Here is a 22611-nt window from a genome sequence, read left to right on the forward strand (position 1 = left end):
AGGGGGAGCGGGCCGGCACCGCAAAACGCGCCCCGGCGCGTTTTCAAACAGATTCTGACAGCGCCAGCAGCCCGTCGATATCGACATGCGCCTCCAGTTCGGCCGCGATCGCATCGAGTGCGGCATCGACATCGGCGGCGTGATCCGGCCCCTGCCCCGCCGCCGTCAGCCATGCCCGGCGCTGCGCCGCCATGCCGAACAGGCCATGGACGTAACTGCCCGCAACCAGTCCGTCCGCGCTCGTCGCCCCGTCGTGCCGGCCATCGTCGAACGTCGCGACCGGCCGCGCGGCATCGCCGCCCGTCGTCCGGCCGAGATGGATCTCATAGCCGGTGAAGCGTTCGCCCCGCGCGACCCCGGCGACGCGGGTCAGCGTCTTGGCGCCGTCCAGCACCGTCGACACGTCCAGCAGCGAAAGGCCCGGCACCGTCTCCGCCGGCCCCTCGATCCCCGCCGGATCGGCGATCGTCCGCCCCAGCATCTGATAGCCGCCGCACAGCCCCATGACCGGCCGGCCACGACGGCGATGGCCGAGGATATCGATGTCCCACCCCTGTTCGCACACGAAGCGCAGGTCGGCGATCGTCGCCTTCGATCCGGGCAGCACGATCAGATCCGCCTCGACCGGGATCGGTTGCCCCGGCGGCACCATCACCAGCTCGACGTCCGGTTCCAGCCGCCACGGCTCCAGATCGTCGAAATTGGCGATATGCGGCGTGACCGGACAGGCGACGATCGCCTTGCCCCCGGTGCCCCGCGCCGCCGCTTTCTGCAGCACGACCCCGTCCTCGCTGGGCAACCGTCCCGCCGCCGTCAGCCACGGCACCAGCCCATAGCTATGCCAGCCGGTATGCCCCGCGATGGTGGCCAGCCCCTCCGCGAACAGCGCAGGATCGCCGCGGAACTTGTTGACGAGGAAGCCGGCGATCATCGCCGCATCGGCGGGATCGATCACCCGGTGGGTGCCGACCAGCGACGCGATCACCCCGCCCCGGTCGATATCGCCGACCAGCACCACCGGCACCCCGGCCGCGCGGGCAAAGCCCATATTGGCGATGTCGCCACCGCGCAGGTTCACCTCCGCCGCCGAGCCCGCGCCCTCGACCACGACGATATCGGCCTGCGCCGCCAGTCGGCGATAGCTGTCCAGTACCTCCGGCATCAACCCTTCGCGGCCACGGCGCCAGTCGGCCGCGCGCAGGATGCCGCGCACCTGCCCCCGCACCACCAGTTGCGAGGTGCGGTCGCCCTGCGGCTTCAGCAGCACGGGGTTCATGTCGACATGCGCCTCCGCCCGTGCCGCCAGCGCCTGTGTCGCCTGCGCCCGGCCGATCTCGCCCCCGGCTGTCACCGCGGCGTTGTTCGACATGTTCTGCGGCTTGAACGGCCGGACAACCAGCCCGCGATTGGCCAGCGCCCGGCACAGTCCGGCGACCAGCACCGACTTGCCGACATCGGACCCGGTGCCCTGCAACATTATCGCGCCCATGCGATCACCCCCGCCACGATCCACAACAGCCCACAGGCGCGGCGATAGACGGTCAGCGCCCGGCGCACGTCGCGCGCGGTCAGCCCGATGCGACCGTCGCCGATCCACGGTTTGTCCGCGATCACCCCGTCATAGGCGACCGGCCCGGCCAGCCGGATGCCGAGCGCCCCCGCCATCGCCGCCTCGGTCCAGCCGGCATTGGGGGATGCGTGGCGGCGGGCGTCGCGCCGCATGATCCGCCAGCCGCCCCCGCCCGCCAGACAGATCAGGGCGCCGCCCAGCCGCGCCGGGATCAGGTTCGCCGCGTCGTCGAGCCGGGCGGACGCCCAGCCGAACGCGCGCCACCGGGGCTCGCGGTGCCCGATCAGGCTGTCGGCGGTATTGATCGCCTTGTACCCCCATAGTCCCGGCAGCCCGAGGGCGAGAAGCCAGAAGGTCGGCGCGGCGATGCCGTCGCAGAAACTCTCCGCCAGGCTTTCGATCGCGGCGCGCGCCACCCCGGCTTCGTCCAGCGCCGCGACATCGCGACCGACGATCCGCGCCACCGCCGTGCGCGCATCGGCAAGATCGCCGCGTTCCAGTGCGACCGCGACCGCGCGGACATGATCGTCGAGGCTGCGTTGCGCGATCCCCGGCCAGGCGAGCAACGCCACCCCCAGCCATCCGGCCGGGCCGAGCGCGGCACGCGCCGCCGTCGCCACCACCCACGCGCCCCCCGCCCCCGCCGCCACGACCAGCGCGATCGTCGCCACCCCCATGATCCGCCGCGTCGCGAAACGCGCAGCCGGGCGGTTCCCCCACGTCTCGCACCACCCGATCAGCCGCGCGAAGCCGCCGACCGGATGGCCGATCCGCGCATAGAGCCGGTCCGACCATCCGACCGCCGCATCGACCGCAAGCGCGACGAGGGCGACGGGATCAGCGATGGCGCAACGCCCGTGCCAGCCGGTCGAACCCGGCCGCGTCGCCGGGCAGGCCGAGCCGCAGCCAATCCGGCCGGTCGTCGAACGGCCGGCTCAATATCCCCGCCCGCCCCAGTCGTTCGAACAGCGCGGCCGCATCATCGCACTCCACCAGCCGGAACAGCGGACAGTCGCCCGACACCGACAGGCCGGCATCGTGCAGCAACCGGTCGATCGTGGCGGCATCGGCGGCCAGCCGCCGACGGGTGGTGTCGATCCAGTCCGGATCGCCATAGGCGGCGGTACCGCAGGCGATCGCCTGCGCCGATACCGGCCAGTCGCCCAGCATCGCCGCCATCGCCGCGACTGGTGCCGCGGCCCCGCACAAAAACCCCAGCCGCACCCCCGCCAGCCCGAAGAACTTGCCGAACGACCGCATCACGATCACCAGGTCGTCCGCCGTCAGCAACGGCAGCACGCCGATATCCGGCGCGACATCGGCGAACGCCTCGTCGATCACCAGCATCCCGCCCCGCGCCGCCAGCCGATGGGCGATCCCGACCAGCATCGCCGGGGGCAATACCCGGCCATCGGGATTGTTGGGATTGGCGAGCAGGATCGTGCCGCCGCGTTCCGCCTCCGCCGCCAGTCGCGCGACCCCGATCGGCTCGGCCCCCGGCAGCGCGTCGGCATGGGTGCGATAGGTCGGCACGACGATCCGCCACGGCCGTGGCAGGTCGAGATGGCGAAGCAGCCGCAGCCCGATCTCGCTGCCCGGCAAGGCCGCGATCGCGTGTCGGCCAACACCAAAATGGCGAGCGGCGGCCTGGCACAATCCGTCCAGCGCCTCGCGCAGCGGCAGCGGCCCGTTATCGGGCACATCGATCGGCTCGATCGGCCAGGCGACCGGATTGATCCCGGTCGACAGGTCGAGCCATGGCTGCGGCGCCGCCGCGAACCGGCGCCGTGCCGCATCCTGCCGGCCGCCGTGAAAGGTGAATGTGCCGTTCGGGCCGGCGGCTGGTTGGTCTTTCGGCATCGCGGCGTCTATCCGCAAAGCGACCGCGCGGTACAAGCGGCGATCCGGGGATGCGACATGATGGAAGCGACGACCGACGACGATGTGCCGGGCCAGGCGCCGGGCCGGATCGTGCTGGTCATCGGCGGCGCGCGGTCGGGCAAGAGCCGTCATGCCCAGCGACTGGCCGAACGGGCATCCGGCCCGCTGACCTTCATCGCCACCGCACAGGCGTTCGACGCGGAGATGACCGACCGGATCGCACGCCACCGCGCCGATCGCGACGCACGCTGGCACACCGTGGAGGCACCGGTCGATCTGGCCGCGGCGATCATCCGCTGCGATGCGCCGGGCGCGATGCTGCTGGTCGATTGCCTGACCCTGTGGGCATCGAACCTGCTGCTGGGTGACGAGGATATCGATCGGCATGTCGCACGGCTCGATGACGCACTGGCCGGAGCGCAAGGCAGGATCGTGCTGGTCACGAACGAGGTCGGCTGGGGCATCGTCCCGGACAACGCACTGGCGCGGCGTTTTCGCGACGTGGCCGGGCGGATCAACCAGTCGGTCGCCGCCCGTGCGCAGGCGGTCGACCTGATCGTCGCCGGCCTGCCCCTTGCGCTGAAACGCCCGTGACCGGACACGCCGGGATCAACTGCCGCGATAGGTGGAATAGCCATAGGGGCTAACCACGACGGGCACATGATAATGCGCGGCGGCATCGGTGACGCGGAACGTGAGGATGATCTCGGGAAAGAACGGTGCAGCGGCGGTAGCCGATCGACCGGCCATATCGAATTGCAGCCGGTATATCCCTGCGGCGATCGCCCGTGGCTCGCCCAGCTGACGCACCCGTCCCTCGGCATCGGTGGTGCCCCGACCGACGATCGTCCAGCCGCCGTCCGGCGCTTGTCTGGCCAATGTCACCGGCACGCCGCCGCGCCCCGTCCCACGGGACAGGTCGAGGATGTGGGTGGAAACCTCGGCCGCCGTCGCGGGGGTGGCGACCGCAGCGACGGCGAGGCCAAGCGCGAGCGATGCGGCGAGTATCTTGATGGGCATCCTGTCGAGCCTTTGCGACCTGAGTGATAAGGCGATCTATACGGCGCGGGCCGCGTCATCGTTCCGCGCGCAGTCCCCTGTCGTCGTCGTGACCGGATGCCTGTCGACCAGCCGATCGCCAAGGCGCGGATTACGCCGGATATTGCCTGACCGCGCCGACGCCCCTAATGTCCGACAAATAAGCACCGGCACAGCCGGCATCCGGGGGAGGAATATGATCGCGCGACCGGTGTGGGTACAGGATGCCGACGGGACGGCCCTGATTGGTACAGCGGTGTATCGGTGATGCCGGACATGCGATCGATCGCGTTCGCCGCAGCACTGGCGGCCACCACCGCATCCGCACAGATGCCGATGCCCGACAAGGCGCCAGACAAGGCGGCCACGACGCTGAACGACCGGTTGGCGGGCGACATCGCGCCCACCCACGATCCGGTCATCATCCGCGAAGGCGATACCTATCACGTCTATTCCACCGGTCTGGGCGATGGCCCCGACCGGATCATCGCGCACCGCGTATCGCGCGATCTGGTCCATTGGGAAAAGGCGGCGACCCCGCTCGCCGCGCTGCCCGACTGGGCGACCCGTGCCATCCCCGGCGCCGGCAATGCCTGGGCACCCGATATCTCCCGTGTCGGCGGCCGCTATCGCCTCTATTATTCGATCTCCACCTTCGGCTCCAACCGCTCCGCGATCGGATTGCTGACCAGCCCGACGCTCGACCCTGACAAGCCCGGTTACGGCTGGCGTGACGAGGGACCGGTGGTCATGTCGACCCGGTCCGACGACTATAACGCGATCGATCCGAACTTCATCGCCGGTCGCGACGGCCGGCACTGGCTGGCGCTCGGCAGTTTCTGGAGCGGGTTGAAGCTGTTCGCGCTCGATCCCGCCACCGGCAAGCTGCTGAACGCCGGCACCCGCCCGGTATCGATCGCCCGCCGCCCGGCACCGGCCGGCGCACCGGCACCGGTGGAGGCGCCCTTCATCGTCGATCATGGCGGCTGGTACTGGCTGATCGCGTCCTACGACTATTGCTGCAAGGGCAATGCCAGCACTTATTACACCGTGGTCGGTCGGTCCCGCGCGGTCACCGGCCCGTATCTGGGCAGGGACGGCAGCACGATGATGGCGGGTGGCGGCACCGTGCTGCTGCGCGCCGACCTGCCCGAGAAGGATCGCTTCCGCGGCCCCGGCCATGCCGGTCATTTCCGCGATGCCGACGGCACCGACTATCTCGTCTACCACGCCTATGATCGCGAGAACAAAGGCACGCCGACGTTGCGGCTGGTCCGGCTGCGCTGGGACGCGGACGGCTGGCCCGCCGCCCGATGACCATCCCTTCCCCATTCCCGGTATTGACCGATCGACGCGCAGGAGCCTCCCGATGATCCACCCGTCCCGCCGCCTGTTCCTGGCCGGCGCCACGCTGACCGCCGCCGCGCCCGCCCTGGCGCGGGCCGTCCCGTCCGCGCCGATCGTCAACCCGCTGGTCCGCCAGCGCGCCGATGCGCAGGTGTTCCGCCATACCGACGGCTGGTATTATCTGACCGGATCGGTGCCGGAATATGACCGGCTGGTGCTGCGCCGGTCGCGCACCATCGCCGGACTGTCCACCGCCACGGAAGCCGTGCTGTGGCGGCATCAGGCGAGCGGACCGATGTCCGGCTATATCTGGGCGCCCGAGCTGCACCTGATCGACGGCCGCTGGATCATGTACTTCGCCGCCGGCCCCAGCGGCGGTGGCGCCGATGTGTTCCGCATCCGCACCTATGCCGTGGTCTGCGAGGGGGCCGATCCGATGACGGGCACATGGACCGTCCTCGGCCAGCTGGAAACGCCGTGGGACAGCTTCAACCTGGATTCCACCAGCTTCGTCCATCGCGGCACCCGCTATCTGGCGTGGGCGCAGCGCGAACCGGGGATCGAGACCAACTCCAACCTCTATCTCGCGCCGCTGGCCACGCCGCTGACGCTGGCGGCGAAGCCGGCCCGCCTGTCGGTGCCGACGCTCGACTGGGAAATCCGCGGCTACAAGGTGAACGAGGCGCCGGCGGTGCTGGCGCGCAACGGACGCCTGTTCATGACCTATTCTGCCAGCGCGACCGATGCCCGCTATTGCCTGGGGATGCTGACCGCGCGCGACGACGCGAACATCATGGACCCGGCCGCCTGGACCAAGAGCCAGACCCCGGTGATGACCACCTCGCCCGCGCACAAGGTTTACGGCCCCGGCCACAACAGCTTCACCGTCGACGAACGCGGTCGCGACATGCTGGTCTTCCACGCGCGCGATTATGCGACGATCAAGGGCGATCCGTTGCTCGATCCAAACCGCCACACCCGCGTGCAACCGATCGTCTACCGCGCCGACGGTACCCCCGTCTTCGATCCACCGGTGGCGAACGGCCCGCTCGCCTGACCGGCCGGTCGCGGGCCGGGCGGAGGGGGGTTACCCGCTCCGCCTACCGCTTCGCCTACCGCGCCGGTCGCTGCGACGCGGTGGTATCGCGCAGCGCGCGGAATTCGCTGTCGGACGACCAGTTGGGCCACAATGGCTGGTCCGCCAGTCGACGGCCGACCGCGTACAGGATCGACATGTCGCTCTGCACGCTGCCGGTATCCCAGTTCGGATCATATTGATCGGCAGGCTGGTGGTATTTGTCGCGGACATAGGCATCGGCCAGTTCCTTGCCGCGCGCCGTGCCGCCGACCGCCAGATCCTGTCCGGCATCGTAGGATACGGCAGGCACGCCGCGCTTGGCGAACGGGAAATGGTCGGACCGGTAGAAACTGCCCGCCTCCGGCCGGGCATCGGGGGTGAACCGCCGTCCCTGCGCCCCGGCGGCCTCGGTCAGCATGGTCAGCAGGTCGAGCCGCGCCGCGCCGGAGATGCTGAAATCGGTGGTGCGCGCGGCGGCGAAGGGGCCGTCCATGTTGATGACCCCCGCCGTGGTGGCGAGTGGACGGAGCGGATTGGCGGCGTAGTATTCCGACCCCAGCAGCCCCTTCTCCTCTGCGGTCACCGCCAGGAACAGGATCGAGCGATCCGGCTTCGGCCCGGTGGCATAGGCGCGCGCCAGTTCCAGCAGCGCCGCGACGCCCGACGCGTTGTCGAGCGCGCCGTTATAGATGCGATCGCCGGTCGCATCGGGCTGGCCCACGCCCAGATGATCCCAATGCGCGGAATAGATCACCGTCTCCGCCGGATGGCCGGTGCCCGGCAGGACGCCCGCGACATTGCGCGAGGTGATGACCTCCGACTTCACCTGATAGCGCGCGTCGAGCGTCGCCTTCAGCGGCATCGGCCGGAAATCCGCGCGCCGCGCCGCCGCCTTCGCCGCCTCGAAATCGAGCCCCGACGCCTTGAACAGCCGCTGTGCCAGATCGCGCTGGATCCAGCCTTCCATCGGGGTATGCGACGCCTTGGGATCGGCCCGGACGATATCGAACATCGTGTTGGTGTTGGAGTTCTTGACCGTCGCCCAGCCATAGGAGGCGGGCGCCGTCTCGTGGACGATCAGGATGCCGGCCGCCCCCTGACGGGCCGCCTCCTCGTACTTGTAGGTCCAGCGGCCGTAATAGGTCATCAGCTTGCCGCCGAACCGCCCCTCGCCGCCTTCGAAATCGGGATCGTTGACCAGCACGACCATGATCTTGCCGCGCAGATCGACGCCCTTGAAATCGTCCCACTGCCGCTCGGGCGCGCGCACGCCGTAACCGACGAAGACCAGCGGCGCATTCGCGATGGCGACGGCCTGCTGCCCGGTCAGCGCGGCACGAACAGCGATCTCGTTGCCCTGGGTCAGCGCCTGCGTACCGCCATCCGCGCGCAGCGACAGCGCGGGCGTACCCACGATATCGGATTTCAGCAGCGGGACGTTCTGATACCAGCCGCCCTTGTCGCCGGCCGGTTTCAGGCCGGCGGCCCGCATCTGCGCCGCGATATACGCGATGCTCTTGTCCTCGCCCGCCGTCGCCGGCCCGCGCCCCTCATAGGCGTCGCTCGACAGGGTCTGGATATCGCGGGAGATACGTTTCACGTCGAAGGTCGGCGTGGTCGGCGTCGGGCCGGGCGCGGCGATCGCGGAGGCGGAGATCAGGAGGCTCGACAGGATCAGGCGCTTCAACATGCGGTCTCCGTAACTGGCTGGGTCCGCCCGACAATGCATGACCGGTGGGGCCGGGGCAATGGCCCCGGCCACGCATCCGGCCTAAGCCCGCCCCCCGCCCTTGAACGACGTGCGAACCGCATGATCCGCCGCCCGCGCGGTCAATGCCATGAACGTCAGCGACGGGTTCACGCAGGAGATCGACGCCATCTGCGCACCATCCGTGACGTAGAGGTTCGAGGCGGCATGGGCCTGGCTCCATTCGTTGAGGACGGACCGGCGCGGATCGCGCCCCATCCGCGCGCCGCCCATTTCGTGGATCGCGTCGCCGGGAACGTGTTCCTTCTCACTGCTGGTCACGTTGGTCAGTCCCGCGGCCTTCAGCATCGCCTCGCCCTGGATGCGGGCATCCGCCATCATCCGCAGCTCGTTGTCGCGGAAGCGCACGTCGAAGCGGACCAGCGGCACGCCGAACCGGTCGACCTTGCCGGGGTGCAGCGACACGCGGTTGTCGGCATAGGGCAGGCATTCGCCGAACGCGCCCATGCTGAACCGCCACGGGCCATAACGACGCAAGCCCTGCTTCATCGATGCGCCGAAGCCGACCGGCGCCGCCACGTCGCGCCGCGCGCTGCCCTGATAGCCATAGCCGCGCTTGAACCCGACGCCCTCGTCGCCGCCGATGTTGCGGAAACGCGGGATGTAGACGCCACCCGGACGGCGGCCATATTCGATGAATTCGTCCATGCCGGGAATCTCGCCTTCGATCCCGACGCGGAAGATGTGATCCATCACGTATCGACCCAGCGTCCCGCTCGCGTCGAAATAGCTGCGGTCGCTGCCCGGCGCGCGCGAGTTGAGGAGGATCTGCGTGGACGCGATCGCGGAGGCGCACAGGAAGACCAGATCGGCCTGCACCGTTTCCGCCTGCCCCGTCTTCGCATCGATCAAGCGCACCCCGGTGACGCGCTGGCGCGCCGCGTCGTAATCCAGGCTTGTGACGACCGCATCGGATTGCAGCGTCAGCCGCCCGGTCACGCGCGCGGCGGGCAAGGTGACCGCCTGGGTCGAGAAATAGGCGCCGAACGAGCAGCCGTTGCCGCACTGGTTGCGGAACTGGCACTTCGTCCGGTTCTGGTCCGGCTTGTCCTCCGTCATGTTCGACAGCCGGGTGTTGATGAGCTTGCGGCCGGGGAATTTCGTCTCCAGCCCCTGCTTCAGCCATTTCTCGGCGACGTTCATCGGGATCGGCGGCTGGAACTCGCTGTCGGGCAGATAGGGCAGGTTCTCCCGCGAGCCGGACACGCCGATATATTTCTCGACATAGCTGTACCACGGCGCGACGTCGTCATAGCGGATCGGCCAATCGCCATCGATGCCGTCGCGCTTGTTCGCCTCGAAATCCTCCGGGCTCCAGCGAAAGCACCAGCGGCCCCAGATGATCGACTTGCCGCCGACCGCCCCCGGCCTGATCCAGTAGAACTTCTCCCCCTCGTCATAGGCATAGGGGTTCAGCCGGTCGTTATTGTAGAATTCGCGGTTGCTCGGCGCGACATAGCCATGCTTCGCGATGAAATAATCGCTGTCCGTCAGCGGCGCGGGCATGATGTTGCGGGCCGGTATTTCATAGGCGGGCTTGCCGTCATAGGTATAGCCTTCGCCGTGCTCGACCATCCGGCCGCGATCGAGCATCAGGACGCGCAGGCCCTTTTCCGTGAGTTCCTTCGCGGCGAACCCGCCGCTGACGCCCGATCCGATGACGATCGCGTCGAACCTGTTGGTCGAAACCATGATCTGTTCTCCGGTGGCCGGTCAGAAGCGCAGGGCGCGAAGCGTGCGGAAGCTGGTCGTGACGTCGGGCAGATAGGGCGCGGGCGCCTGATCGTTCTCGACATAAAAATGCCGCACGCCCGCGCTGCCCTTCAGCGCGAACAGCGCGCCGAAATCGATCGTCCCCTGCCCCACCGCGGTCATGCTGCGATCCGGGCGCATGTCCTTGACGTGATAGGCGTACAGGCGTGGCGACAGCCGGCCAATCAGCGCCGGCAAATCCTGGCCGGCATGGGCCGCCCAGTACAGGTCAAGTTCCAGCTTCACCAGCGCGGAATCGGTTTCCCGCAACAACCGGTCGTAGAGGCTGACCCCGCCGGGCCGGATCGTGAACTCGAAATCGTGGTTATGGTAGGCGAAGCCCAGTCCGGCCTTTTTCAGGTCGGCGGCGAACCGGTCGATGTTCGGCAGCGCCGCCGCCCAGCCCTGTTCGGTGCGATGCTCGTCGGTCATGTACGGCAGCACCACGGTGGCCGCGCCCAGCGTCTTCGCCATCGTCACCGACCGGTCGAACTGCCCGAGCAGCGCGTCATAGCCGATATGGACGGACGGGGCGGTCAACCCCAGCCGGTCCATCGTCCGGCGCAGCATCGCATGGTCCATGGCGTCATAGCCGCCACCACCGAACTCGACCTCGCGGTAACCGATACGCGCGATCTGCGCGAGCGTGCCCGCCGGGTCCTTCGCGAACAGGTCGCGCACGGTGTAGAGTTGCAGCCCGATCGCCTTCAGCTGCGCGGCGGATGCCGCCGGGGCCAGGGTCGACGCCGCGATCGCGCCGGTGCCGACGAGCAGGTTTCTACGGCTGAGGATCATGCGGAATACACCTTGTTGACCTGGGCATAGGGAAAGGCGCCGTTATATTCGCCCGGCACCGGCAGGTATTCGCGCTCTTGCGTCATGCCGATCTCCGACGTGTAATAGCCGGTGATGACGAGCTGCCGGAACGCCTCGAAGAAGTCGCCGCCGGACGGGATCCGGTCGTTCATCGCCAGCGTCAGCAGCGCGTCCTGCTGCACGGGCGTCGCCTGCGCAGCGGGGATGCGATGATCGCGCTGGCTGCGCGCCTCGATCGCGTCCAGCCCGGCGATGATCGGTACCCGGTCCGCCGGCATCGCCCAGTCGGCGAGCAGTTTCTCGATATAGGCCGGCACCCCCGCCGCGATCGCACCGGGGGTATCGGTGGTCGGCAATACGCGTTCGCTGAGGGCGGTCATCAGCGCCCGCTGCCCCGGCGTGAACACGGCGATGCTGGGTGGGCCTTCACTGATGGCCGGGATGGCGGCCGGTACCCCGGCGGCCTGCACGACCCCGGCCGCGCGGGCGATCGGGGCGAACAGGGTCGTGCCGAACATGGCGACGACCCCGGCGAGGGCGGTTCTGCGATCGATCATCGGCCCTGCTCCGTCAAATCCTGCGCGATCGCCGCCGCGGTCAGCGGCCGGACCCAGATGTTGCGGAACGCGACGGGGGAATCGTGATCCTGCAACTGGATCGGCGCGGCGTCGCCATGCGCCTTGTAGCCGGCGACCTGTCGCCAGATGGTGGTACCCAGCATAGCCTGATGGTTCTGCACCAGCACGCCGTTCAGCATCGCGGTGACATAGGCGGGGCGCAGCAGCGTGCCGTTCGCGGCGAAGCGGGGCCGCTCGAACACGATGTCGTAGGTCTGCCATTCGCCGGGCCGCCGCGCGGCGTTCACCAGCGGCGGTTTCCAGCCATAGACCGCGCCGACCGTGCCGTCGGCATAGGTGGGGTTGCGATAGCCGTCGAGGATCTGCACCTCGTAACGCTGCATGAACCAGATGCCGCTGTTGCCGCGATCCTGCGACGCCTTGGTCGGCGGACTGGGCGACCGGAATTCGAGATGAAGCTGGACGTCGCCGAAATCCTGCCGCGACACGAGATTGTTCTCGCCACCGCTCCGCGCGCGCGACGGGATCGTCAGCGCACCGTTCTCGACCGGCCACATCGTGCGTTCGGCGCGCCACGCATCGGTCGAGCGGCCATCGAACAGCACCACCGCATCGGCAGGCGCACCGCCCGGCACCGCCGCCGGGGCCACGACCACCGGGGCGGGCCGGTCGGCGTCATGGACGCGCCACTGCCCGCCGGGCAGCATCGGCGTATCCCGGAAACCCGGCTTCTCCTGCGCCGTGGCGGGCATGGTCGTTGCCAGCACCAGCGCCGGACCGGCCAGCGAACGGATCGTCATCGCTTTCCCCCTCATGCCGCATCGATCTCGCGATAGGCGGCGATCAGGCGGTCCTCGCCCGCCCGGCCCGGCACCGAATTGCCGTGCTCCATGCCGATCACGCCGGCATAGCGTTTCGCGCGCAGCCATCTGACGATCGAGCGATAGTTGATCTCGCCCGTCGTCGGCTCCTTGCGGCCGGGATTGTCGCCGAACTGGATATAGCCGATCTCGTCCCAGCAGGTCGCCAGCGTCGGGATCAGGTTCCCGGACTGGATCTGCTCGTGATACAGATCGGCCAGCACCTTCACCGCCGGGCTGTTCGCGCCGCGCGCGACCGCATAACCCTGCGCGACCGTCTGCATGTACACGCCGGGATGATTGGTCCGGGTGTTGAGCGGCTCCATCACCATCGCGATGCCGTGCGGCGCGACGATATCGCCGGCGCGGCGCATCACATCGATCACCCGCGCGGTCTGGATATCGACGGGCACCTTCGGGTCCATGAAGCCGGTGACGACGGTCATCCGTGTCGCGTTCAGGCGTTTGGCGACACTGATCGAGGCACGGATGTCGGCCAGGAACCCCTCGCGCTCCGCCCCGTCTTCAGCGCCGAGCAACGGCCGCGACTTTGCCCATTGCGGCATGCTGGCGACGAACACGCCCATCGTCATGCCCCGATCCGACAGCGCCTTCGCCATCGCGGTCTGATCGGCGACGGAACGGGTGGCGGCCTCGTTATCCTCCCACGCGGTGAAGCCCTGATCGGCGGCATAGGCGATCTGTTCGATCCGCCCGCCCCGGCTGGCGAAGCTGCCCTCGTGCGGGGCATAGCCCAGCGAGAAGCGGGCCGCGTTGCCCCCACGACGCTGCGCGGCGATCCCGGCGGGCAGCAGCGATGCGGCGGCCCCCGCGGCGATCAGGGTGCGGCGGGACACGTCCGTCACTTCGCGCCTTCCGCACGCAGATAGGCGATGATCGCGGCCCGTCTGGCCGGATCGGGCGTCGCGATCGGCATCCGCGTGCCGGGCACCTTCTTCGACGGCGCGGCGAGATATTCGTCGAGCGTCCTGTCGGTCCAGCGCAGCTTCGCCGCCTTCATCGCCGCCGAATATTGAAAGCCGGGTACCGCCGCCGCGTCGCGCCCGACGACGCCGTACAGGTTCGGCCCGATGCCGTTGCGCCCGCCCTTCTGGACGGTGTGGCACGCGCGACAGGCGGCGAAGGCGGGCGGCGCGTTCGCCGGCGCCTGGGCGGTGGTTGGGGCGGAGGCGATCACCGATGCCCCCGCCGCGACGACACCCACACCCATGACCATCAGCAGCTTCATTCCGTCTCTCCTGGATCGATCGGTGTCCATTTCCGGTCGGCATGGGCGTTGGCGATCACCGCCTCGATGAACCGCATCGTCCGCAACCCGTCGACCACGCCGGGGAAGCGGCGATCGCCATCGCCCCGGATCGCCGCGGCGAAGGCCCGGTACAGGTTCGCGAACGCCTCGATATAGCCTTCGGGATGGCCCGCCGGGGTCCGCGTCAGCGCGGCGATCCCGTCATGCAGGCCGGGCCCGCCGGTCCGCACCACCTCGGCCGGCCGATCCAGCCAGCGCAGCGTCAGCGTATTCGGCTCCATCTGCGCCCAGTCCAGCCCGCCGCGCTCGCCATGGATGCGCAGGCGCAGCCCGTTCTCTTCCCCCGCCGCGACCTGGCTGGCCTTCAGTACACCCCGCGCGCCGCCCACGAACCGCAGCAACGCGCTGACATCGTCGTCCAGCCGCCGCCCGTGCACGTGCGTCGCGATGTCCGCCGATACCGATTCCACCGACAGGCCGGACACATGCTCGGCGAGGTGAAATGCATGGGTGCCGATATCACCCAGACATCCGCCCATGCCCGCCCGCGCGGGATCGGTGCGCCATGCCGCCTGCCGGTTGCCGTCGTTATCGATCGGCAGGCTTAGCCAGCCTTGCAGATATTCGACCTGCACCAGCCGGATCGCACCGAAATCGCCGCGCGCGACGCGCAGCCGCGCCTCCTCGATCAGCGGATAGCCGCTATAGGTGAAGGCGAGCGCGAACCGGCTGCCGCTGGCTTCGGCCGCCGCGGCGATCGCCTTGGCTTCGGCGACGTTCATCGCCATCGGCTTTTCGCACAGCACCGCGAACCCCGCCTCCAGCGCGGCGATCGCCATCGGTGCGTGGAGGTGATTGGGCGTGACCACCGCGAGCGCGTCGATCCGCTCGTCCGCCGGCAACGCCCGCTCCCCGGCGATCATCGCGTCGAGCGACGGATAGACGCGCTGCGGGTCCAGCCCGATCTGCGCCCCGGTGTGGGTGTTGCGCCCGGCATCGGGGCTGAACGCGCCCGCGACCAGTTGCCAGTCGCCATCGAGCGCGGCGGCCATGCGGTGGACCGCGCCGATAAAGGCCCCCTCCCCACCGCCGACCATGCCCAGCCGCAGCCGCGTCATGCGCCCTCCCCCGACAGGCCGAGGATCGAGCGGATCGATGCCCGGTCGATGCCGCTCGCCGCGAAATCGTCGAACGACCGTTCGGTCAGCCGGATGATGTGATCGCGGATGAAGGGCGCGCCCTCCCGCGCGCCGTCCTCGGCCCGCTTCAGCGCGCACTCCCATTCCAGCACCGCCCAACCGGCATAGCCATATTGCGCCATGCGACTGAAGACGCCGGAGAAGTCGACCTGCCCGTCGCCCAGCGACCGGAACCGCCCGGCGCGATCGACCCAGTTCTCGTACCCGCCATAGACGCCCGACCGCCCAGTCGGATTGAACTCGGCGTCCTTGACGTGAAAACACGATATCCGGTCGTGATAGCGGTCGATGAAATCAAGATAATCGAGCTGTTGCAGCACGAAATGCGACGGATCGAACAGCAGGCGTGCCCGTGGATGATGGTCTACCGCCGCCAGGAAACGTTCCCATGACGCCCCGTCATGTACGTCCTCGCCCGGATGGACCTCGAACGCGCAATCGATGCCCGCCGCCTCGAACGCGTCGAGGATCGGTGTCCAGCGGCGGGCGAGTTCGGCGAACGCCTCCTCGATCAGGCCGGCGGGGCGCTGCGGCCAGGGATAGACATAGGGCCAGGCCAGCGCGCCCGGGAAGGTCGCATGGGCGGACAGGCCCAGATTGGCGCTGGCCCGGGCGGCGAGCTTCACCTGATCGACCGCCCATCGCTGCCGCTCCGCCGGTTTGCCGCGCAGTTCGGGCGGCGCGAACCCGTCGAACAGCGCGTCATAGGCCGGGTGGACCGCGACCAGCTGCCCCTGCAGATGCGTCGACAGTTCGGTGATCTCGATCCCGTGCCGGGCCAGCGTACCGCGCAGATCGTCGCAATAGTCGCGACTTTCGGCCGCCAGCGTCAGGTCGATCAGTTGCGGACTGCACGGAATCTGGACCCCGACATAGCCCAGCCTCGCCGCCCATTCGGCCAGCCCGCCCAGCGTATCGAACGGCGGCTCCGCGCCCAGAAACTGCGCCAGGAAGATCGCCGGCCCCTTCATCGCCGTCATGCCGCGACCTCCCGTCCCGTATCGTCGCGAAAGGTGAACTGGAACAGCAGCGCGATCACCGCCGCGGCGATTGCGGGATACCACCACATCTGCTGCCAGTCGGCGATGGTGGGCGCGGCCGGCAATTGCGCATAGAGCATCGCGCCGATCTGCGACCCCAGCAACATGCCGACGCCATAGGTGAACAGCGTCAGCATCCCCTGCGCCTGCGCGTTGACGCCTTTCGGGGTGGCGACGGTGCCGGTGTAGATCGCCCCGGCCACGAAGAAGAAATCGTAGCAGACGCCGTGCAGCGCCACGCCCAGATAGACCGCCCATAACGACGAGCCGCCGTCACCGATCGCGAACAGCGCATAACGGAGCGCCCAGGCGATCATCCCGACCAGCAGCAGCGGCTTCACCCCGAACCGGCGGTACAGCCACGGCATCGAGAACATGAAGACCAGTTCGGACATCTGCCCGATCGCCAGCGTACCGCCGACATTGGCGATCCCCGTCGCGCCGACATAGGGCGAGGCATAGGCGTAATACATCGCGAGCGGGATCGAGATCAGCGTCGCGCAGGTCATGAAGATCAGGAACGACCGCTGCCGCAGCAATCCGAACGCCTCGACGCAAAAGACCTGCCGGATCACGCTTTCTTGCCGCGGCGCATCGGAGGCGACATGGGGCAGCGTGAAGCTGTAGAATCCCAGCGCGACCGAGACGACCGCCGCGACGCGGAATATCTGCGGGCTGGCGGACAGGCCGGCCCAGCCGACGATCAGGCCGGCGGTGATCCAGCCGAGCGTGCCGAACGCGCGGACGAACGGGAAATTGTCGGTCCGGTCGCCAAAGCTCTTGAGCGCGATCGTGTTGGCCAGCCCGACCGTCGGCATATAGAGGATCATGTAGCCGAGCAGCAGCCAGACGAAGGTGGCGCCCGCCGCCGGGGTCACGAACGACGGCAGCGCGAACAGGATCGCGCCGCCGACCAGATGCAGGATCACCATCAACATCCGCGGGCTGACATAACGTGCCGCCGCCATGCCGAGCAGGAACGATCCGACGATCGACGCGATCGGGCCGACCGAGAACGCGTTGCCGATCAGATTACCGATCCCGACCGTCTGCATGACCAGACCGAGGGTGACGTTCCACGCCCCCCACACGAAGAACTGCATGAACATCAGCGCGCTGAGTCGCCCGGTCAGCATGCCGCCCGCCGGGTTTACGCCTGTCGCGTGGGATGCATCATATGCAACCGCCATTCGCACCTCTCCGATCGCAGTTGTCCTGCTTGTCGAGCATCAGGCTACGAGGCCGCGAAACCGATGTAAAGGATTACATCACCGGTATATCGACATGGTCGATCACGGGTTACAGGGGCCGGGATATGCCGACGATCATCGAAGTGGCCGCATTGGCGGGCGTCTCCACCGCCACGGTGTCGCGCGTGCTCAGCCGGCCCGAACAGGTGTCGGAGGACACGCGCCGGCACGTGCTCGCCGTGGTCCGCGCGTCCGGCTATGCGCCCAATGTCGCGGCGCGGAGCCTGCGCACCTTGCGCGCGGCGAAGATCCTGCTGACCGTGCCGGATATCTCCAACACCTTTTTCGCCAGCGTGATCCGCGGGGCGGAGGAAGCGGCCCGGGACGCGGGCTATTCGGTCGTGGTCGGCGATACGCGCCACGATCCCGAGGTGGAGGATCAATATGCCGACATGCTGTCGCGCCGCGAAGTCGACGGGCTGATCTTCCTCGGCCACCGGCTGCCCGCCAGTCTGGCGGCGCTGCTGGTGCGGAAAGGCGCGGCCGCCCCGATCGTCAACGGCTGCGAATACAGCCCCGATCTGGGCGTACCCAGCGTCCATATCGACAATGCGGCCGCCGGCGCGGAGGCGATCGAACACCTGATCGACCTCGGCCACCGGACGATCGGCGTCATCACCGGCCCCGAAGTCAGCCCGATCAGCCGCGATCGCCTGGCCGGCGCGGTGGCCGCCGCCGAACGTCACGGCCTGCGCGATGCCCTGCATATCGGGATCGGCGACTATGCCGCCAGATCGGCCTTTGAACAAACCCGTCGGTTGCTGGCGCAGGGCGTGACCGCGATCTTCTGCTTCAGTGACGAGATGGCGATGGGCGCACTGGGCGCGATCGGCGAATCCGGTCTGGCCTGTCCGGCGGACATATCGGTCGTCGGGTTCGACGATCTGCCCCTCGCCCGGTATTTCCACCCGCCGCTCACCACGATCGCGCAGCCCAAGGGGATGATCGGCCGCCGCGCGGTCGACCTGCTGGTCGATATCCTGCGCGGGGTCGACAGCCCCTGCCAGCAGGTGACGTTGCGTCACGAGCTGGTGATACGCCATAGTACCGCAACGCCGGCACCGACATGAACCGGCAGGACGAGAGGATGCCGATGCGCAGGAACCGATTGTTATCGCTCGTTTCGCTTGCCGCGCTGGTGCCGGTCGCGGTGCCGGCGCAAGGCGCGCCCGGGCAGGCGCAGACGACCGGCGGCGAACCGGCGGCGACACCCCAGCGACTGGTGCTGACCGATCTGCCGCGCGCCACGGGAACGCGGGTGACGCTGTTCGACGGGCGCACCCTGAACGACTGGCGGGGCTGGCTGGGTTATGCCGATCCCGCGCTGACCTATCGCGCCGATCCCGGTGCCCGGCCGATCGGCGCGGTGCGGGGCGGCAGCGACGGTGCCGGTTTCGCGGTCCGCCGGATCGATGGCGCCCCCGCCATCTGGATCAGGGGACGAACCTGGGGTAGCCTGGTCCACCGCGCGGACCTGCGCGATTATCATCTGCGACTGCAATATCGCTGGGGGGACAGGACGTGGGCGCCCCGGATCGGGCAACCGCCCAACAACGGCCTGCTCTATCATACGCATGGATCACCCGGCGAGGTGTTCGGCACATGGCGCCCGTCGATGGAATTCGAGATCATGCAGGGTTCGACCGGCATGGCGGTGGTGGTCGGCGGCAAGGTGCGCGGGCGGACCAGCGTCACGACCGATCCGTCGCTGATCGCGCCGCACCTGCGGTTCCGGGTCGGTGGCCGGCGGATCGACATGGTCAACAACACCCCGACCTGGAACGTCGAGGCCGCGACCGACGCCGAACGCCCGGCGGGGCAGTGGAACACGCTCGACCTCTATGTGCTGGGGGATCGCGCCATCCATGTCGTCAACGGCGTGCCGGTCGCCGAGATCACCGACATCGCGACGATCGCCCCCGACGGTAGCCGACGCCCGCTGACGCACGGGCATATCCAGTTGCAATCGGAAGGGGCGGAAACCTGGTTCCGCGCGATCACCATCGAGCCGATCGACGCCCTGCCCCGGATCGTCGTGCGACAATGACCGGAACGGCGGGCCGGGCATATCGCTGTCGACACCGCAACGGACGGGGATGAAATTGATCGATCGTCTTCGTGGGCGGGCAACGGTAATGCCATGGGCGCCGACGCCGGCGACCTCGATCCAGGTGACATATGACGGTGGATGACACGCTTTCCGCAAGGGTCGAGGCCCTGATACGCACGATCGCCGCGCGGGAGATCATGCCCCGCTATCGCGCCTTGCGGGATCAGGACATCGCAGAGAAGGCACCGGGCGATATCGTCACCGTGGCGGATCATGCGGTGGAAGCGGCGTTGGCCGAAGCACTGGCATCGTTGCTGCCGGAAGCGCGGTTCATCGGCGAGGAACGCTGCGCCCTTCTGCCCGCGCTGCTCGATACGCTGGACGACGGGCTGGTATGGATCGTCGATCCGATTGACGGCACCGCCAATTTCGCCGCGGGCCGCGCGCCCTTTGCGGTGATGGTGGCGCTGCTGGAGAACGGGACCACGATCGCGTCGTGGATTTACGACCCGCTAGCCGACCGGATGACGACCGCCAGACAAGGTCGGGGTACCCGCCGCAACGGGACCGGGATCGATACGGGTTTGCCGGCCGACGACGCCCGAGACTGGACGGGCATCGTCAGCCGGTTCGCCATGCCGGACGAGATGGCACCCGCGGTAGCCGCGCTGGAGACCCGGATCGGTACGGTCGTGCCGACCATGCGATGCGCCGGCCATGAATATGTGCTGGTCGCGGAAGGAAGCCGGGACTTCGCGCTATACTGGCGAACGCTGGCATGGGACCATGTCCCCGGGGCGTTGCTGCTGGTCGAGGCGGGTGGCGTGGTCGAGCGGCTCGACGGGACGCCCTATCGACCGGGATCGACCGCCACGGGGCTGTTGCTGGCCCGCGATCGCCGCATCGCGGACCATGTTAGGGCGGTGCTGCGCCAGCCGGCCGGCACCGGCTGAACCGGATCAGCCCGGTTGCTTGGCCAGATCGTCGAACGCCTTCAGCCGACGCAGCAGGGACGGCATGTCGCGCAGCGGCACCATGTTCGGCCCGTCGCTGGGGGCGGCGTCGGGGTCCTGATGGGTTTCGATGAAGACGGCGGCGACGCCGACCGCGATCGCCGCCCGCGCCAGCGGCGCGACGAATTCGCGCTGTCCGCCCGAACTGCCGCCCTGCCCGCCCGGCTGCTGCACGGAATGCGTGGCATCGAACATGACCGGATATCCGGTCGATGCCATGATCGGCAGCGACCGCATGTCGCTGACCAGCGTGTTATAGCCGAAACTGGCGCCGCGTTCGCACAGGATGATCCGCTCGTTGCCGGAACCCGCCAGCTTGGCGGCGACGTTCGTCATGTCCCATGGGGCAAGGAACTGCCCCTTCTTGACGTTGATCGCCCGGCCCGTGCGGGCCGCGGCAACTAGCAGATCGGTCTGCCGGCACAGGAAGGCGGGGATCTGCAGAACGTCGACCGTCTCCGCGACGATCGCGCATTGCTCGACATCGTGGACATCCGTCAGCACCGGACAGCCGAAACGCTCCCGCAGCTCGGCGAAGATGTCGAGCGCCGCCGATAGGCCGATGCCACGCGGGGCATCGAGCGAGGTCCTGTTCCCCTTGTCGAACGAACTCTTGTAGATCAGGGGGATGCCGATCCCGGCACAGATATCCGTCAGCGCCTCCGCCGTTTCCAGGGCATGCGCGCGGCTTTCCATCTGACAGGGGCCGGCCACCAGCACGAAGGGCCTGTCGTTGGCGATCTCGATCGCGCCGACCGTCACCGTCTTCATCGCCACCGCCATCAGAATTGCCCGCATTCGGAAAGGATGGCCCCGACGTCGCGACCGCGTGCCGCCTGTATACGGATGCGCGCCTCGTTCGCCAGCACTTCCCAGGCGGCTTCCTCGATCTCGTCCCACCGATCGCGCGGGATCACGACCACTCCGACCTCGTCGGCGAACACCACGTCGCCGTTGCTGATCGGCACACCGCCCATCGCGATCGGGCGGTTCATCGCCTTGACCGTGCCCTCGTACTTGATGTCGTCGCAGGTCTGGCCGCGGGCGTAGACCGGCAGTCCCAGCGCCCGGACGTCCGCGGTATCGCGCGTCGCCCCGTCGATCACCGCGCCCACCGCGCCCGACCGTATCGCCAGATTGGCGTTGAGATCGCCGAAATAGGCGTGTTCCGGCACATCGCTCGCCACCATGATGACATCGCCGGGCCGCACGAACCGATAGGACTGAAGCGCGTCGTAGATGCCGTTCCACGGCCCGCCGGGGGAACGGTCCGGCCGTACCGCCAGCGCCGTCAGTTCCAGCGTCTTGGCGCGACCGAGCAACTTGCCGCCGCTGGTCGGACGCAGGGCGGCGGGCAATACCACCTTCATCCCCCGCTCCTTGGCGATGTCGGACAGGATCGACGAACTCAGGTGCGGCAGCAGCGTGCGAAACCGGGCGACTTCGGGCGCACGCAGCCCGGCGGCCACGGTCTCCGCAAAGGCCAGGTCCTGCGTCAGATTGATGTCGATCTGCTCCAGCGGATCGAGATCGAACAGGATCGGCCGGGTGCCGAAGCGGCGGGTGGGCGGGCCGTTGCCGGTGTTGCGCACGATGTACAGGCTCATCGCCTCGACCACGGTCGCCGGCAGATCGACGCTGTTGGGGACGCGGCCGGTGCCATAGGCGGGGGTATCGCCATCCCAGCAATATTGCTTGCCACGGCTGACGCCGACCAGACTGTCCGCCTGCGGATCGGCCAGCAGCGCCGCGATCGCGCGATCGATGGTGTCGCTGGTGATGAACGGTGCGGTACAGAGCAACTGCACCCACAGATCGGCATCCGGCCGCTGCGCACATTCCCACGCGAACATCGCATGGCCATCGGTGGCGTTGGTCGCCAGTTCGGCGGGGCGCGACAGACGCGACACCGGCAGGTCGCTGGCCAGTTCGGCCAGCGCATCGTTTTCGGTATCGAGGCAGACTTCAGTGATCGCGGCGCATTCCAGCGCCTGGCGAAGCTTGCGCTTGAACAGATAGTCTCCGTCCAGGACCTGCGTGTTCTTGCCGGGAACGCGGTCGCTGCTGCCCTTGGCCGGGATGAAGGCGATGGATTTCATGG

Annotated in this window: 21 protein-coding genes and 1 pseudogene; 6 read left to right on the forward strand and 16 right to left on the reverse strand. The window is 68.5% G+C overall.

What is annotated here, in order from left to right; genetic code table 11:
• Nucleotides 1–43: 43 nt before the first annotated feature.
• The 3 genes from IFT82_RS00005 to IFT82_RS00015 are packed head-to-tail and all read right to left on the reverse strand — an operon-like array spanning nucleotide 44 to nucleotide 3430.
• Nucleotides 44–1489 (reverse strand): cobyric acid synthase, encoded by a 1446-nt coding sequence (locus IFT82_RS00005; protein WP_192123148.1) that lies wholly within the window; start codon nucleotides 1487–1489, stop codon nucleotides 44–46.
• Nucleotides 1477–2415, reverse strand: a complete 939-nt coding sequence (gene cbiB, locus IFT82_RS00010) for an adenosylcobinamide-phosphate synthase CbiB (protein ID WP_192124197.1) — start codon at nucleotides 2413–2415, stop codon at nucleotides 1477–1479. The genes IFT82_RS00005 and cbiB overlap by 13 nt, the downstream gene beginning before the upstream one ends.
• Nucleotides 2408–3430, reverse strand: a complete 1023-nt coding sequence (locus IFT82_RS00015; protein ID WP_192123150.1) for a threonine-phosphate decarboxylase — start codon at nucleotides 3428–3430, stop codon at nucleotides 2408–2410. The genes cbiB and IFT82_RS00015 overlap by 8 nt, the downstream gene beginning before the upstream one ends.
• Before the next feature lie 57 nt (nucleotides 3431–3487).
• Here IFT82_RS00015 and cobU point away from each other — a divergent pair, with 57 nt between their 5' ends.
• Nucleotides 3488–4045 carry a bifunctional adenosylcobinamide kinase/adenosylcobinamide-phosphate guanylyltransferase gene (cobU, locus tag IFT82_RS00020; protein ID WP_244646297.1) on the forward strand — a complete coding sequence of 186 codons (558 nt, stop codon included), beginning with the start codon at nucleotides 3488–3490 and terminating at the stop codon, nucleotides 4043–4045.
• Nucleotides 4046–4060: 15 nt separating this feature from the next.
• Here cobU and uraH read toward each other — a convergent pair whose 3' ends face one another.
• On the reverse strand, nucleotides 4061–4471 hold the full coding sequence (gene uraH, locus IFT82_RS00025; RefSeq protein ID WP_192123155.1) for a hydroxyisourate hydrolase: 411 nt from the start codon (nucleotides 4469–4471) through the stop codon (nucleotides 4061–4063).
• A 294-nt stretch (nucleotides 4472–4765) separates the two neighbouring features.
• On the opposite strand from uraH, the gene IFT82_RS00030 reads away from it, so the two are divergent.
• Nucleotides 4766–5806, forward strand: coding sequence for an arabinan endo-1,5-alpha-L-arabinosidase (locus IFT82_RS00030; RefSeq protein WP_192123157.1), 1041 nt, complete (start codon nucleotides 4766–4768; stop codon nucleotides 5804–5806).
• 52 nt (nucleotides 5807–5858) lie between these two features.
• Nucleotides 5859–6887, forward strand: a pseudogene (locus IFT82_RS00035) (glycoside hydrolase family 43 protein); the annotation flags it as partial.
• Nucleotides 6888–6948: 61 nt separating this feature from the next.
• On the opposite strand, the gene IFT82_RS00040 reads toward IFT82_RS00035, so the two are convergent.
• The 10 genes from IFT82_RS00040 to IFT82_RS00085 form a co-directional block, all read right to left on the reverse strand.
• On the reverse strand, nucleotides 6949–8604 hold the full coding sequence (locus IFT82_RS00040; protein WP_192123160.1) for a M28 family metallopeptidase: 1656 nt from the start codon (nucleotides 8602–8604) through the stop codon (nucleotides 6949–6951).
• Between the two features lie 81 nt (nucleotides 8605–8685).
• A complete protein-coding gene (locus IFT82_RS00045; RefSeq protein ID WP_192123162.1) occupies nucleotides 8686–10374 on the reverse strand; it encodes a GMC family oxidoreductase in 1689 nt (562 codons plus the stop codon).
• A gap of 21 nt (nucleotides 10375–10395) precedes the next feature.
• Nucleotides 10396–11229 carry a sugar phosphate isomerase/epimerase family protein gene (locus IFT82_RS00050; protein WP_192123164.1) on the reverse strand — a complete coding sequence of 278 codons (834 nt, stop codon included), beginning with the start codon at nucleotides 11227–11229 and terminating at the stop codon, nucleotides 10396–10398.
• Nucleotides 11226–11807, reverse strand: coding sequence for a gluconate 2-dehydrogenase subunit 3 family protein (locus IFT82_RS00055; protein WP_192123166.1), 582 nt, complete (start codon nucleotides 11805–11807; stop codon nucleotides 11226–11228). The genes IFT82_RS00050 and IFT82_RS00055 overlap by 4 nt, the downstream gene beginning before the upstream one ends.
• Entirely contained in the window at nucleotides 11804–12628 is an 825-nt protein-coding gene (locus IFT82_RS00060; RefSeq protein WP_192123168.1) for a 3-keto-disaccharide hydrolase, read from the reverse strand. Before IFT82_RS00060 ends, IFT82_RS00055 begins: the two co-directional genes overlap by 4 nt.
• An 11-nt stretch (nucleotides 12629–12639) precedes the next feature.
• The gene (locus tag IFT82_RS00065; RefSeq protein ID WP_342355006.1) at nucleotides 12640–13554 is read right to left on the reverse strand and encodes a hydroxypyruvate isomerase family protein; all 915 of its coding nucleotides are present in this window, start codon (nucleotides 13552–13554) and stop codon (nucleotides 12640–12642) included.
• Nucleotides 13551–13937 carry a c-type cytochrome gene (locus IFT82_RS00070; protein WP_244646299.1) on the reverse strand — a complete coding sequence of 129 codons (387 nt, stop codon included), beginning with the start codon at nucleotides 13935–13937 and terminating at the stop codon, nucleotides 13551–13553. The genes IFT82_RS00065 and IFT82_RS00070 overlap by 4 nt, the downstream gene beginning before the upstream one ends.
• Nucleotides 13934–15076 (reverse strand): Gfo/Idh/MocA family protein, encoded by a 1143-nt coding sequence (locus IFT82_RS00075; RefSeq protein WP_192123170.1) that lies wholly within the window; start codon nucleotides 15074–15076, stop codon nucleotides 13934–13936. The genes IFT82_RS00070 and IFT82_RS00075 overlap by 4 nt, the downstream gene beginning before the upstream one ends.
• Complete coding sequence (locus tag IFT82_RS00080; RefSeq protein WP_192123172.1) at nucleotides 15073–16137, reverse strand: sugar phosphate isomerase/epimerase family protein; 1065 nt, start codon at nucleotides 16135–16137, stop codon at nucleotides 15073–15075. Before IFT82_RS00080 ends, IFT82_RS00075 begins: the two co-directional genes overlap by 4 nt.
• Nucleotides 16134–17333, reverse strand: a complete 1200-nt coding sequence (locus tag IFT82_RS00085) for an MFS transporter (protein ID WP_244646301.1) — start codon at nucleotides 17331–17333, stop codon at nucleotides 16134–16136. Before IFT82_RS00085 ends, IFT82_RS00080 begins: the two co-directional genes overlap by 4 nt.
• A gap of 179 nt (nucleotides 17334–17512) precedes the next feature.
• Between IFT82_RS00085 and IFT82_RS00090 the strand changes: the two genes are divergently transcribed.
• The 3 genes from IFT82_RS00090 (at nucleotide 17513) to IFT82_RS00100 (ending at nucleotide 20450) form a co-directional block, all read left to right on the forward strand.
• The gene (locus tag IFT82_RS00090) at nucleotides 17513–18517 is read left to right on the forward strand and encodes a LacI family DNA-binding transcriptional regulator (RefSeq protein ID WP_192123176.1); all 1005 of its coding nucleotides are present in this window, start codon (nucleotides 17513–17515) and stop codon (nucleotides 18515–18517) included.
• A 38-nt stretch (nucleotides 18518–18555) separates the two neighbouring features.
• On the forward strand, nucleotides 18556–19494 hold the full coding sequence (locus IFT82_RS00095) for a 3-keto-disaccharide hydrolase (RefSeq protein ID WP_244646303.1): 939 nt from the start codon (nucleotides 18556–18558) through the stop codon (nucleotides 19492–19494).
• Nucleotides 19495–19631: 137 nt separating this feature from the next.
• Nucleotides 19632–20450: an inositol monophosphatase family protein gene (locus tag IFT82_RS00100; RefSeq protein ID WP_207105713.1), complete on the forward strand. Its 819-nt coding sequence runs from the start codon at nucleotides 19632–19634 to the stop codon at nucleotides 20448–20450.
• Between the two features lie 6 nt (nucleotides 20451–20456).
• Here the strand turns inward: IFT82_RS00100 and kdsA are convergent, their stop codons facing one another.
• Nucleotides 20457–21308 carry a 3-deoxy-8-phosphooctulonate synthase gene (kdsA, locus tag IFT82_RS00105; protein ID WP_199860262.1) on the reverse strand — a complete coding sequence of 284 codons (852 nt, stop codon included), beginning with the start codon at nucleotides 21306–21308 and terminating at the stop codon, nucleotides 20457–20459.
• Entirely contained in the window at nucleotides 21293–22609 is a 1317-nt protein-coding gene (locus IFT82_RS00110; RefSeq protein ID WP_192123182.1) for an RraA family protein, read from the reverse strand. The genes kdsA and IFT82_RS00110 overlap by 16 nt, the downstream gene beginning before the upstream one ends.
• Nucleotides 22610–22611 lie beyond the last annotated feature (2 nt).

It is taken from the genome of Sphingomonas sp. CFBP 8760, assembly GCF_014841615.1.
In the GTDB taxonomy this organism is placed as follows: Bacteria; Pseudomonadota; Alphaproteobacteria; order Sphingomonadales; family Sphingomonadaceae; genus Sphingomonas.